The sequence below is a fragment of the Bacillus cereus group sp. RP37 genome, assembly GCF_040459695.1.
Classification (GTDB): Bacteria; Bacillota; Bacilli; order Bacillales; family Bacillaceae_G; genus Bacillus_A.
In genome coordinates, this window is the sequence record NZ_JARVHP010000001.1 from 4373626 (window position 1) to 4386725 (window position 13100).

Sequence of the window (13100 nt, forward strand, 5' to 3'; positions counted from 1 at the left end):
GGACTTTTACAAAATCTATTTAAGGTCTAATTTTGCTAAATCATGTTGTAAAACATTATTTCCTTCTTGTGGGTTAAATACGATTGCACTAAGACCAAAAACATTCGTAACAACATCTCTATCTTTTGGACGAATGATTCTTACTTCATAAGCAAAAAGTCCTGGAGGAAGAGCTGCTGAACGAAAAGTAACATATCGATTAGGTGCCAATGTTTGTGTTGAAGGGTCTACTAATGGTAACAATACCGGAGAACCCGATGACCAATCAAACATTTCAACTGTTACTCTATGAGTATCATCTGGATCAACATTCATAGCCTCAACAGTAAGAAATAATGTAGCGGAATGTCTACGTAATACACCCGTTGATAAAATTTCATTATGATGTTTACAACATTTTTCAGGAGGATAACCATAGCCATAACTCATATCAATTCCCCCCTTTCCTTTACAATTAAGGACAAGTATTCCTTATAATATATAATGCTATTATTATTTTTAGTGAAAGGTATAAAAGCGGATTTGTATCTGCATGTTTGGATATTTTATTTTTCATTTATTCGCCCTTAAAGAATCATATAGATTCTCCTGTTTTGCCTTTGAATTCCTTCTAAGAATAAATCTATTTTGAAAAGGACCTGCTCCATTTATTCGTAAAAGCATAAAGTAAATGGAATCCGTTAAAACACATGAGTGAACCTTTGTTTTCCCTCTCCTATTTAAAGGAGGAACTGTTATGGGATTTGGTGGTAGTTGTGGCGGCTGTGGCTTCGCTGGAGGATTTGCTTTATTAGTTGTATTGTTTATTCTATTAATCATCGTTGGAGCGGCATGCTTCTGCTAAAAAACTATCGAAAAGACACTCATGTGAGTGTCTTTTCTTCATAAAAAAATCCCCCCTCAATGTGCAGAAGCCATGCCTATCAACTTAAGAATTCAGAATTACCCCAAAACGAGAAAATGAGCTTTTTTGTTACAAGTTAGCACAAAATTTCGTTCTGGAGGTTCGATAAAATTTTAGCTTGATGACAATGGGACTGAACCCCAAATACTTTATATTAATAATGACTCTTTTCATGAAACAAAACTCAGTTATCAGTCTAAACCATTTTTTAGATCTAACAATAACAAGTGTGCTTCTTTACCTTTCAGATAGTCTCTATTATTCTAATTTCTTCATTTCTTTCATCCGTTCTATATCCTTTTCTGAAGCATTTTCTATTTTATACAGTTCATAGCTACCCTTTATCTCATCTATCACTACAAATTCAACTTCATTTCGAACATAGCTTTTAGTTTTCCCCTTTTTATAACCAATAACATTATCTAATATAGTTTCTCCACTATCTTTTTTATATAAATTATAGCTAACAGGTGGACGGCCAATTACATACTTATTATCAGAAAATCCGACTATATCATCCCTCCCTAATCCTGTCGAAACACTCCAGACAAAAATAATCTGAAATATAGAATAAGCAACAATACCGCATAAGAAAAAAAATACGATTAATTTTTTAAAAATTTTTAAAGGTATCCTGCCCAAAAACATTCCCTCCCATTTCACCTCGAGATAGCAAGAACAAAACTTGAATTTTGTACGCTAAGGAACCGAATTTTTTAGATTGTTGAAATCAATCCCCCGTCAGTGCCATAAGAAAAAGAGTTACCGCAGTAACCCTATTGTTTATAATACACGTCATTGGGAGAAGCTATGGATGAATAAAGTCAATCTATGAAATTTCCCACAATCTTTTAACTCCCACCAATTCCTGTCCATTGAATTCCATCCTATATATATCTGGTTTTGATGTCTGTAGTAAAAAATTCAAATCATACTTACTGTCATAATACCCCATCATCAAAGTCATTATAGCTCCATGAGTGCCTAATACTATTTTCTGTCCTCGATAGGTGTTTAATAATTCTTTTAAGACTTTTATAGCACGTTTCTGACAGTCGACATTAGACTCTCCTCCCATTAAAGCAAAGTCGGGGTCTAAGAATGACTTTTTTATTAAAGGGAATAATTCTTTATCCGACATTCGTTCCTCTTCAGCAATAAAAATTCTTTCTTTTAAGTCCTCAAATACTAAAACTTCTTGTCCTATTTGCTTCGCTAACTGCTGAACGGTTAGAATTGAACGATCGTATGGACTTGAGATAACAACGTCGATTCCCTCATCTTGTAATGCATCTGTTATTCGTTGAACATCTAATTTTCCTTTTTCAGTTAATCCTCTTGTTTTTTCTTTTCCAAACTTTGGTGAATCCCCGTGTCTCACCATATATATAAAAGTTTTCATAATTGCCTCCATTTTTTCAGTTTTCTGTATAATCGCCCCCCTATATTAGCATATATATCCAATACAGTCTCCTTAAAAATAACAGAAAACTGCGAATTCGAAATAGACCATTATCGTAATGTAAAACAGGAGCGATTAGAGTGCCAACTATATAGAAAGATAATCACTATTTTCCTATGTTCCTCTACAATGTTTAAAATGCACCAAATTCTTTTACAAAAGAAAAAAAGAATTAAGTGAATATGAAGCGATAAGGATGATTACCACAAAACTTAACCTAGTAAAATAATATTCGAATGGAAATTCATACGTATTATGAAACGTAAAATGTTTCAACTCGAAGGAAGGCACCTTACAGTTGTCTTTTCTTTATATGTAAAAAAAGCCCACCTATTTCCGTAGGCGGGCTTTATCTTTATTACACAATAAGAAAGTATACTCTCTTTTCCCTTAAATTTTTATGTAATTATACATATTCATAAATATAGAAGAAGTAAAATATCCCAAAACTAAAAATGAGCTACATTCCCCTAAGATAAAGTTGTTATGACAACATATCTTCCACGTTCAACTTAGTTATCATTAGCATGTTTTTCTACAAAATCAAGAATTCTAGCATTAACCTCGTTAGAGAACTCACCATTGATTGCGTGAGATGCATTTTTCCAGTTCACTATATCGATATCTTTCACATATTTTTCCCCAGTTTCAACTGCTTTTACCGAATTATGCATCGTACTTTTTTCAGCCATTAATGCAAGCACTGGAATATTGATATTTTTTAAGTCTTCTTTACTAAATAGATCAGGTGCTGGTGTTTTCAATTTATAATTACGCATACCCGACTCGATTAACTTAGCGATAGGCTCATCGTCATTTATCTCTGCTCCCCCAGAAACATAGCTTAACATCTTTTCTCTTATAAACTTAGGTACAATAGGAACGGAAGCTGGAATAGATGCTAGAATCATCTTTATGGATATTTGCGCAAATACAAAGACTGGGTCCAATAAACTAGCCGTCGCAATATGCTCAGGATTATATCTAGCCAAGTTCATTGTTGTCCACCCTCCAATGGAGACACCCACGATATGCACTTTTTCTAAACCTAATCCTTCAATTACTTCATTTAACCATTCTGCTTGTTGTTTTTGGTTTTCGATCACCTTCGTTTGCACACTCATTCCAGGTTCACCGAGTAAATCTATTGTGTAAACAGGCCTTTTCTCCCTTAACCCTTCTAAATTTGGTACCCACATTGGAGTAGATGCACCACGTCTAGGGAGTAAAAGTATTGGTTCCTTATGTTTATTTTCCTCTTTAGTAAAATAATAAGTACGAATTATGCCATATGTAGTTTCTATATCTTTCGTATCGTTAGGTTCTGGAAGAAGTGCCATTGATTCATCGTAGGAAATTTGAAAATCTTCTTTCCCTTTTTCAGATGTAAAGTGACCAATCTTATTATCATCTCTCTTCATTTGAATTCCTCCTTTCTACAAATATATGGATGAACTTTATCTATATATTCATGGGAATCATCCATTGAAGATTTAACTTCTTTAGGTCAAAACTGTCATTTGGAAAAAAGAAAAAGACACCCTAAGGTGCCTTCTTCCGACTTGAACCATCTTAATTTTAATAATATTTGGACTCCCATCCAACTATTATTTTACCATATTAAGTTGTTTTGTTTATTGAGAAATACAATAGTTTATGTATGCCGGTCTTCTGTATTAGATATTTTTGTAATCCATGCAATGATTAACAAGGGAACAAGCTATTAATTAAAGGTAAAACCACATGCTAAACCGGTGTAACATACCAATAAAATTCACATTGTATATCTTATATATTACGTAGGAACCGAAATAAAGGAATTAGTTCATAATTATGGTGAAGAAGAAGCCATAGTGGTAGTTCTAGTGAGGTTTTTACTAAATTAAGGTACGTACTTTTTCAAATTATATATACAATGAAATTAAACCAGATATAACAATCAATGGAAGAATTACTGCGAGTTTATTTTTTAGAGGGACACGTTTGTCTGGGACGCCTGGATGGATAACAAAAGCAAGTAAAACAATTGCTCCAATAATACCTAAAAGTATATGAATGATAATCATCCTCCTAAGGAATATTATTATCATTAAGTATATCACACTCAAAAAATAAAAAGGTATTAAAAACCAATTAAAACTAAATATACCAAAAATAAATTGAAACTATAATCAGTGTTTTTTCCTTCCCCACTGATTATTAGCCTTCACGAATTGGGCTTTACGGTTAATAAATAGCAGGATAAAAGTAGAGAAAGTAAAAGAGGAGTGAAACTTCACTCCTCTTTTTTACTTGCGGATTTCAACACGCATTAGATCGCTACTAGAATTTTGCTTCTCTAAGCTTATCTCTATTTTAAGATTGTTTTTATTTATATCAAATGTACCTGTACGTGTATTAGAAGCCACTATGTTATCAATCTCTGTACTCAAATCTAAGTTTGGATTTATCATAGTGATCCACTTTTTCCCTAACTCTAGTAACGCCGTATTACCTTGACCTCTATCAATTACAAAATTAACAGTATAGTTATTTTCATCATCGCCCCTGACAGTGAAATTCCCATAAAATTCTGGAATCCCCTCTAATACCGGAGAGAATAAAACGACCTCTGAACCGGGACCGCCTATCGCTGCATACTTTAATTCCGCATTATATTTTGTGTTGATTTGAGTAACAAAATTTTGTGCTTCCTTAGATACAGATCTTTTCAGTACAGATGAGCTCTCCATCCAACCTTCATAATAATAAATATCATCGTCTGCTAACTCTTGCGGGATAACAGTAGGCTTTGACTCAGGCTCTTTTTCTGGTTTTTCAAATTTAATAATTGCATTGTATAAGAATTGTGCATACTGCTCACGAGTTACAATTTTGTAAGGTTCAAACTTATTATCACCCGTGCCAGCAGCAATTTTATTTTCTTGTAATGCGCTGATAGCATTTGTTGCCCAGTAATTTTTATTTACATCTTTAAAAGTGGTAGTAGATGTTGCTTTTAAATGAAAAGCATTTGTTAATACAGCAGCCAATTGTTCACGCGTTAAAATACTATCTGGACCAAATCTTCCATCACCAAATCCACTTATAATACCAGCTTTACTAAGAGTTAAAATCTCTTTTTCAAACATATGATTTTTCACATCTGTGTAAGGGTTTGGTAAGTTAGGTTCATCCGTTGGCTTCAAGTAGGCATATAACATTCTAGCTACTTGTCCGCGTGTAATACTATCACCAAAACCAAATATTCCATTTCCATAACCCGATACAATATTTTTCTCTTGCAAATCCATAATCGCTTTATAAGACCAGTGATTTTCAGGAACATCTTTAAATCCTGTTGTGTTTTCTGCTTGCACATTTGTTAGAGGCGCTAGTGTTGTTGATGCGATAACTGTCCCCGCCAAGATTAGTTGTTTAAAATTCATAATTGAATCCCCTTATCCTTAAAATAAAATGTTCATAAAGAATATTGCACACATCTTTTTCCATATTAACATATAAAAACCTTAATTTAGGTTTATTTTGGATATTTTAAGAATATTATTCCATTTGGTATTGTTCGCACAATAAAAATCATAATAACTTGTTTCCAATGCGCATTCTTTCCCTTTATCCATTTTAAAAAGATACCATTTACGAACTCAAAAAATCCCCTCAAAGCATCAGCTTTAAGGGGATTTCTCCTATCATCTTCTCTCTTCATACAACCGATTTGCTTTATAAGAGCAAACAAAATACATACATGTCACAACAGGGATAAACGTCCAAAACAGTCCTCTCATTAATGCAAATGGCGTTTCAAATAAGAATGACCATAGAAATGATACGCCTTGCTTATCCCATAATCCTGGCGTCAAGTATAGTTCTTTCGGATTTACAAATGCTTCTACATTAATCGTATTATTATACATAAATAGAAATAATATCGGCAAATAACAGATCGCTAATTCTAAAAAGGTTTTAGATAGACGTTTATACTTCCCTGCTCGTGACATTTGATCTGAAAAAATGTCATCTTCACTTTCTTCATTTATCTTTTTAAAATAGTACGTACCTGACCACCGATTACCAGCTATATGCTCCCAGCCACTATCTTCAAATAATGTGCAGTAATTAATAAATTCACTTTTTCTACTAAATACTCTATGGTCTATTCTAATCGTCGCATCTTCCGGCTCTGTATATCTAAATGTATAACCAAATGTATTGCTTTCTAGTTGATAGCCTTTCCAAGCCATCTCTTCTAACCATTTTTCCTCTTTCTCAAAGTCTAAAAAGAATTTCAATCTCCACATCATCGTTTCCCCCTAACTATACGTGTAATAAACTCTTTGTAACCTCAATAATGTGTTGCATTCTCATAAAGTCTAAGTGCAATACTTCTTTCCCACGTTCCGTAATGACATACACTTTTCTTCGTTTATCTTCACTTTTTACCGATTCTATTAACCCTTGTTTTAATAAATTTTCAACCGCACCATACAATGTACCCGCTGCGATTTTCACTTGATGATTACTCAGTTCCTCCACCTTTTGCATAATTAAATAACCATGAGCTGGCTCTAATAAAGCTAAAAGAACGTAATAGGTTGTTTCCGTTAATGGTAAATTTTTATCTCTATTCATAAAGACCTCCAATGTAACGATAAATATATAGCCAAACTATATAGTTCAACTGTATAGTTTCATTTTATACAGTTAGACTGTATATGTCAAATACAGGAATAATTTTATAACCCATAACAAAAAACGCTATCTTTTTAAAAGATAGCGTTTTTCATATTATCATTGCTTATTCTTCGCCTTCATTTGTTCTTCGTAAACAAACTTCGCGGTCATAAAATCGTTAGGAAAATCTTTTAATGCATTCTTCATCACGTTCAATTCTTCTTGTGATTTGATCTCTACTCCGTTTAAGAAATCAAATGCTTTTGATTGTTCATCCGCAACAAAGTTTTGCGTCATATAGTCATCTTGGAAGTCTTGCTTCGCTTTTTCTTTCACTTTGTTCATTGCATCTGTTTTATTTATACTTTTCACAGGATTTGCGAATGCGCCTGTAGGCTGTTCTGGTTTCGGTTCTTCTTTCGTTTCCGGCCGTGGAGCTGGGGCTGGTTGTTGCTTAGGTTGTTCTTGTTGAACTGGCTGTTGTACTACTTCTTGCTCTTTTTTCGCTAATTCATCTTTTAACTTCTTAACTTGCGCATCAAGAGATTTTTTTTCAGTTTCTAATACACTCATATCACTTTTTAACTTTTGCATTTCTTCATAATGTTCATCTACTAATTTATTGTATTCTTTCTCAGTGTACATTTTTTCACTAGTTGATGTCGTTTTTCCCTTCGCAATAACTACATTAATAATTACAAGTAACACTATGATTCCTATTAACGCAGCTAAAATCTTCTTTTTGTTCATTATTAATCCTCCAAAATGTAAAATTACCAAAGTTATCATAACAGATGCAGCTATGTTCCTTTGTCATATTTTGTCGAACTAAAATAATAAAAAAGCATCTAAAACAGATGCTTTTTCCCATTCTCACTACATAAACGTAATCGTCACTAAAGAATATCCTTCTTTTGCATTATACGGCTCAGCTTTATAAGAAACACGGTTCGCCCCTTGCGGATAACCGATTTCTCCAATTACTTTTTTCACATCTTGCAATGCGCCATCCATTGATTGTTTATAAAGGATTTCGATTTTTGGTGACTTTTCGTTATAACGTTGCTGCATTTTATTTTTGAATTCATTATAGTTATTTGCGATGTATTCATTTCCTAAATAATTTAATTTTGTATCTTTTAAAATTTGCTGATATGCAGGGTTTTTCGTACTACCTGCCGCAATTTTATTTGTTAATGTACTATAATAATTTGTTGTAGCTTGCGGATAATCATTTCTGTTCCACTCATGATTTCTTGCGATTTGCTCATCTGATAAGTTGAAATAGGAATACGTTACGCGGCCTTGTTCATCTGGCACTGGATCATCGAATGTTGTATCGAGGTGATACCATTTGTTTTCGATTTTCACCAAGTTCCAAGCATGAGGCTGACCGTCTCCAGTTCCTACTACAAAGTGGTTCTCAATTCCAGCTTCTTTTAATAATTGATAGGTTAATAGTGCGTAACCTTGGCAAACCGCAGAACGATTTACGAGCGCTTCATATGCTGTGTAAGCTTTATAAGACGTATCGTAAGAAATATGTTTTACGACATAATCATGAATCGCCTTCACTTTTTCATGATCATCCATTCCAACTTGCGTAATAGAAGAAACAATTGCCTTTGCTTGCTTCATTACATATTCCGTTTGTTCTTTCGTTTCACGATATGTAATCTTTAACGTAAACGTATAATTTCCAGGTGATCCAGAAATACCATATGAAACATTCGATCTATTATAATTTGTATACTCATTTTTACTTGCGACTTCTTTATAGGCGTTGAAAAGTGTCTTCATTACTTCTTCCTGATTACTATTTTTCGTTTTATATGGAAGTGTAATATTCGTTTCGTACGCATTAATACGCTTTTGCACTTCATCTTTAAATGCTGCTAATAATGCCGCATCCCCTGTATCTTGCACCGCAACTTCAGGCTTTTTATATTTCAAAGTATTATATAAAAACTGTGCATACTGTTCACGTGTTACCGTTTTAGATGGCTCAAATTTTCCTTCGCCTGTACCAGAAGCAATTCCGGTTGACTGCACTGCGCTAATAGCGTTTTCACCCCAAAAACCATTTGGAACATCATTAAATGTATGCTTTTGTTTCGCAGAAAGATGGAAAGCGTTTGTAAGAATTTGTGCCATTTCTGCGCGATTCACAGGAGCTTTCGGTCTAAAATTCCCTTTCTCATCCCCTTTAAATACCCCTGCATTCGTTAACATTAAAATTTCCTCAGGAAACATCGTAGAGTTCTGATTAATATCACCATAAGGATTATTAAACTTAGATCCGTCTTTTAATATGTAAAGAGTATTATTATTACTAAACGTTCCGCCTTGTTTATTCGGTAGCATAACTCGATACACTAAAGCAGCTACTTGCTCCCTCGTCGCAACATCTCCAAAACCAAATATTCCATTTCCATAACCAGAAATAATATTTTTACTCGCTAAATCTTTAATCGCCGGATACGACCAATGCGATGTAGGCACATCAGAAAAAGCACCCGCCTCAGCAGCTCTCACATCACTGCCATTTGTATACAATAAAGCGCCACCAATAAGTGATAATGATGTAATTGATTTTAATAATTTTGTGTACATAATTCCTTCTCCCAATACGTTCTCTATTTTATATTTTGTCGAAAAATCTAAAAGAATATGACAAAACATATTATACTATTAAAATTTTTTGAAGGATATATTAAGTTTTGAAATATGCAAAAACTCATATTGTTATAAGAATTCATAGTGATATTATGTTGTTTTACTTGCGAATATATAAAGGGCTATGGTGTCTTATGTCGAAAACATCATTTATAACCAGGTTGCTTTCGGAATCGTTGACACGAAATTTCATGTTAAATTCAAATAAACAAGGAACCTATTAGTCGGTTCCTTGTTTATTTGGCTAAAACAGACTTCTTTGGAGAACCCAAATAAAAGTTAAATCAACTCCTATTTAACATTTCCCTTCAGATATATAACAGTAAAGAATACATCATCACGGTGTCAGCAAGCAAAAGTGTATTCTGCATTTCTGAAAACAGTAGATGGCAAATTGTGACCTGCTGAATCTGCTAAGAAAGAATATACAAGAACATCCTTAACATCATCTTTATTTCCACTAATGATAACATCAAGAAAATCTTCTATTTGGAATTCTGGAGTAAACAATACAATCTTAGTCGTTCTGTTTGGTTCTAAAGAAACAAAAGTACGAGAAATTTCAACTAATTCATTTTGAGTTGGGAAAGAAATGTTTCGACTTCTCTTAACAGTTACCGTTACATTACTAGTATGACAGCGTGAATCATTGTTTAACATAATGTTGAGAGCAGTTGGAATAATCCCATTTTCAGAAACCGGAACTCGAAACACTCCAGTAGATTTATGAGCCATATAATCACATCCTTTCAAAATAAAATATACTTACAGTATATTAGATGCAAAAAACGTTCATTTTGATAGGGACAAATTATGTGATTAATATATTTATAATAACCCTTGGTATTACTAAGCCAATGTTTTAAAAGATTAACAAATATCGCGAGAACCAATCGAATGTATAGTAAAAGTAAAAAGAATAAGGTGTCTAAAAGGTCCCCTATTTTGAGCCAATAATGAGACATTATGTTAATCTTATATGTATAGTTGCACAAAATTGAGAAACTTAAGGAGACAGATACATTTTATGAGGAAATTATCCATATTACTTACTTTCATTCTAGTATTAGTCAGTGTTATGGCTGCTTGCACACAAGATAAAAAAGATAGTGCCATTGAAAGTGGTCCAATAGAAGAACCAACCGCAAAAAATGAAAATGAAGAAGTAATAAATTTTGAAGAAAAAGAAGATATGAGCCGCTTGGAACAAGGTATTTTATTAGTTGGTGAGAGTGTTAAGGGAGGCTATTACTTGACCGCCGTTCAAAGTGCATATTTAAATGCTAGCAATGATTCCGTCGTTGTTAATGTCTCTGTAAAAAATGTACGAGGTCAAACGATTGGACTATCAGAATTAAAATATAACTTAAAAGATGAAAAAGACGGAAAGGCCTATGAAGGAAAAGTGCTTGATCAAAACCTTTCTGATATACAAGTTAAACCAAATGAAACGGTAGAATTGAAAATAGCTTTTGAAGTACCAGGTACCGCAGATGAATATATGTTTTATATTGAAAGCTCTTTAGATCCTCTAGGAGCACACTGGAAAATCGATAAGCTGCAATCACAAAAAAACTCTAACTAATTCGTCATGGCGATTTAGTTAGAGTTTTTTTGTTTGAAGTATTCACGAGTATCTACCCTTATCTTTTCAGGTAAAACAATATCAAGTTCTTTATCTAACCATGCAAGAGTCTTTTTACGGAGAAACTCACGCATGTGTTCTTCTGCTTCAAGCATTACTAAGTTAATTGTACAAGAAGAATTGCTAGGTTCACAAGAATTACAAGCCTCATCTCGATATAGTAGACCATTCTGTACAATATTTTTACATTGAAAAATAGGTTTCGGGCCTTCGACAGCTTCTATTACATCCCAAAAAGAAATATCTCCTGGAGACTTAGCTAACCTATATCCTCCCTTTACACCTGGGACAGAACTCACAATGCCAGCTTTAGATAATTTACCGAAAACTTTTGAAAGAAATGTTTCAGAAAGTCCTTGGAACTCTGCCAAATCTTTTATTCCAACACTTTCCTTGGAAGGAGTATTAATTAAATAAACTAAGCAATGCAAGGCATATTCAACCCCAACACTATATTGCATATACAAATCACCTGCTTTTTATTTTAAGGGTTATCAAATTGTATCTTAGGACCATTTAGAATTTTAGTCAAATAAAGTGAAACTTTAATCAGTGGATGGTGTTCATCCCCCACTGATTATCAGCCCTCACCAATCGGGCTTTTAGAATAGTATGTATTTCATTTGACAAAAATAATTTCAAAGTTTATATTAAAGACTAAGTTAATCGGCGATTAACTTAGTCTTTAATTAAAACGTAAAAACTTTTAAAAAGGGGAAATACAAATGAACAAAACACTTATTATAAACGCACATCCGAAAGTGGATGATACATCATCAGTCAGCATTAAGGTTTTTAACCATTTTTTAGAATCTTATACAGAATTCATTCCTAATAATGAAACGATTGAACAGATTAATTTATACGATGATGTAGTACCAATGATAGATAAAACTGTTTTAAGTGCATGGGAAAAACAAGGAACTGAACAGAAGTTAACTGGTGAAGAACAAAAAGTAACGGAGCGTATGTCCGAAATTTTACAACAATTTAAAAGTGCAAATACGTATGTAATCGTATTACCTTTGCACAACTTTAATATTCCATCAAAGTTAAAAGATTACATGGACAATATCATGATTGCACGTGAAACATTTAAATATACTGAAACTGGATCAGTGGGACTACTTAAAGATGGAAGAAGAATGCTTGTTATACAAGCAAGTGGAGGGATCTATACAAATGATGATTGGTATACAGAAGTGGAATACTCTCATAAATATCTAAAAGCAATGTTTAACTTCCTTGGTATTGAAGATTATCAAATCGTTCGTGCACAAGGAACAGCAGTACTAGATCCAAATGAAGTATTACAAAATGCCTATAAAGAAGTTGAAGAGGCTGCTTCTAGATTGGCTAACAAATAAAAGTTTTCACTGGAAGAATGATGGTTATCAATAAAGATCCCCTCCACCTTAAGGCAGAGGGGATCTTCTCATTCCTATTTCAAACTACCCGCAATCTCCGTAAAGATAACTCCAAGCGCATGTGCACCTGCATCTGGATAGCCTAAACTTCTTTCGCCAACTGTACCAGCGCGGCCCATGCGAGCTACGATTTCTTTCGTGTACTCTGCGCCTTTAACAGCTGCTTCTGCTCCTTTTTCAAAGGCAGTTTTCATATCTTCTTCGTTTGAAGCGCTAGCTAACCAAGAGTCTACACATGGAGCAAGTACATCAACAAGCGTTTTATCACCAACTACTGCTCCTCTACCGAATGATCTTTCACCTATAAAATCTGCT

14 protein-coding genes and 2 pseudogenes are annotated in these 13100 nt (G+C 33.6%); 4 read left to right on the forward strand and 12 right to left on the reverse strand.

The window, feature by feature from the left end:
- Positions 1-15: 15 nt before the first annotated feature.
- Positions 16-429: a hypothetical protein gene (locus tag QCI44_RS23110; RefSeq protein ID WP_016133816.1), complete on the reverse strand. Its 414-nt coding sequence runs from the start codon at positions 427-429 to the stop codon at positions 16-18.
- Positions 430-736: 307 nt separating this feature from the next.
- On the opposite strand from QCI44_RS23110, the gene QCI44_RS23115 reads away from it, so the two are divergent.
- Positions 737-844 carry a YjcZ family sporulation protein gene (locus QCI44_RS23115; RefSeq protein WP_000505670.1) on the forward strand — a complete coding sequence of 36 codons (108 nt, stop codon included), beginning with the start codon at positions 737-739 and terminating at the stop codon, positions 842-844.
- A 318-nt stretch (positions 845-1162) separates the two neighbouring features.
- On the opposite strand, the gene QCI44_RS23120 is transcribed toward QCI44_RS23115, so the two are convergent.
- On the reverse strand, positions 1163-1546 hold the full coding sequence (locus QCI44_RS23120; RefSeq protein ID WP_016133815.1) for a hypothetical protein: 384 nt from the start codon (positions 1544-1546) through the stop codon (positions 1163-1165).
- A gap of 187 nt (positions 1547-1733) precedes the next feature.
- Entirely contained in the window at positions 1734-2306 is a 573-nt protein-coding gene (locus QCI44_RS23125; RefSeq protein WP_016133814.1) for a histidine phosphatase family protein, read from the reverse strand.
- Between the two features lie 96 nt (positions 2307-2402).
- On the opposite strand from QCI44_RS23125, the pseudogene QCI44_RS23130 reads away from it, so the two are divergent.
- Positions 2403-2589, forward strand: a pseudogene (locus QCI44_RS23130) (IS4 family transposase); the annotation flags it as partial.
- 289 nt (positions 2590-2878) lie between these two features.
- Here QCI44_RS23130 and QCI44_RS23135 read toward each other — a convergent pair.
- From QCI44_RS23135 to QCI44_RS23165, 7 genes are all read right to left on the reverse strand, one after another.
- Positions 2879-3787 carry an alpha/beta fold hydrolase gene (locus QCI44_RS23135; RefSeq protein ID WP_353811454.1) on the reverse strand — a complete coding sequence of 303 codons (909 nt, stop codon included), beginning with the start codon at positions 3785-3787 and terminating at the stop codon, positions 2879-2881.
- 867 nt (positions 3788-4654) lie between these two features.
- A complete protein-coding gene (locus tag QCI44_RS23140; RefSeq protein ID WP_016089053.1) occupies positions 4655-5794 on the reverse strand; it encodes an S-layer homology domain-containing protein in 1140 nt (379 codons plus the stop codon).
- Between the two features lie 261 nt (positions 5795-6055).
- On the reverse strand, positions 6056-6667 hold the full coding sequence (locus tag QCI44_RS23145; protein WP_002108737.1) for a DUF2812 domain-containing protein: 612 nt from the start codon (positions 6665-6667) through the stop codon (positions 6056-6058).
- A 13-nt stretch (positions 6668-6680) separates the two neighbouring features.
- Complete coding sequence (locus tag QCI44_RS23150; protein ID WP_001078066.1) at positions 6681-6995, reverse strand: PadR family transcriptional regulator; 315 nt, start codon at positions 6993-6995, stop codon at positions 6681-6683.
- A 159-nt stretch (positions 6996-7154) separates the two neighbouring features.
- Complete coding sequence (locus tag QCI44_RS23155; protein ID WP_016089055.1) at positions 7155-7787, reverse strand: hypothetical protein; 633 nt, start codon at positions 7785-7787, stop codon at positions 7155-7157.
- A 126-nt stretch (positions 7788-7913) separates the two neighbouring features.
- Positions 7914-9650 (reverse strand): S-layer homology domain-containing protein, encoded by a 1737-nt coding sequence (locus QCI44_RS23160; protein ID WP_353811455.1) that lies wholly within the window; start codon positions 9648-9650, stop codon positions 7914-7916.
- 408 nt (positions 9651-10058) lie between these two features.
- The gene (locus tag QCI44_RS23165; protein ID WP_000940657.1) at positions 10059-10448 is read right to left on the reverse strand and encodes a hypothetical protein; all 390 of its coding nucleotides are present in this window, start codon (positions 10446-10448) and stop codon (positions 10059-10061) included.
- 292 nt (positions 10449-10740) lie between these two features.
- Between QCI44_RS23165 and QCI44_RS23170 the strand changes: the two genes are divergently transcribed.
- Positions 10741-11298 carry a DUF4352 domain-containing protein gene (locus QCI44_RS23170; RefSeq protein ID WP_016136587.1) on the forward strand — a complete coding sequence of 186 codons (558 nt, stop codon included), beginning with the start codon at positions 10741-10743 and terminating at the stop codon, positions 11296-11298.
- A 14-nt stretch (positions 11299-11312) separates the two neighbouring features.
- On the opposite strand, the gene QCI44_RS23175 is transcribed toward QCI44_RS23170, so the two are convergent.
- The gene (locus QCI44_RS23175; RefSeq protein WP_002140648.1) at positions 11313-11819 is read right to left on the reverse strand and encodes an RrF2 family transcriptional regulator; all 507 of its coding nucleotides are present in this window, start codon (positions 11817-11819) and stop codon (positions 11313-11315) included.
- A 264-nt stretch (positions 11820-12083) separates the two neighbouring features.
- Between QCI44_RS23175 and QCI44_RS23180 the strand changes: the two genes are divergently transcribed.
- A complete protein-coding gene (locus tag QCI44_RS23180; protein ID WP_353811456.1) occupies positions 12084-12725 on the forward strand; it encodes an FMN-dependent NADH-azoreductase in 642 nt (213 codons plus the stop codon).
- Between the two features lie 74 nt (positions 12726-12799).
- Here the strand turns inward: QCI44_RS23180 and QCI44_RS23185 are convergent.
- Positions 12800-13090, reverse strand: a pseudogene (locus QCI44_RS23185) (DAK2 domain-containing protein); the annotation flags it as partial.
- Positions 13091-13100: the final 10 nt, after the last annotated feature.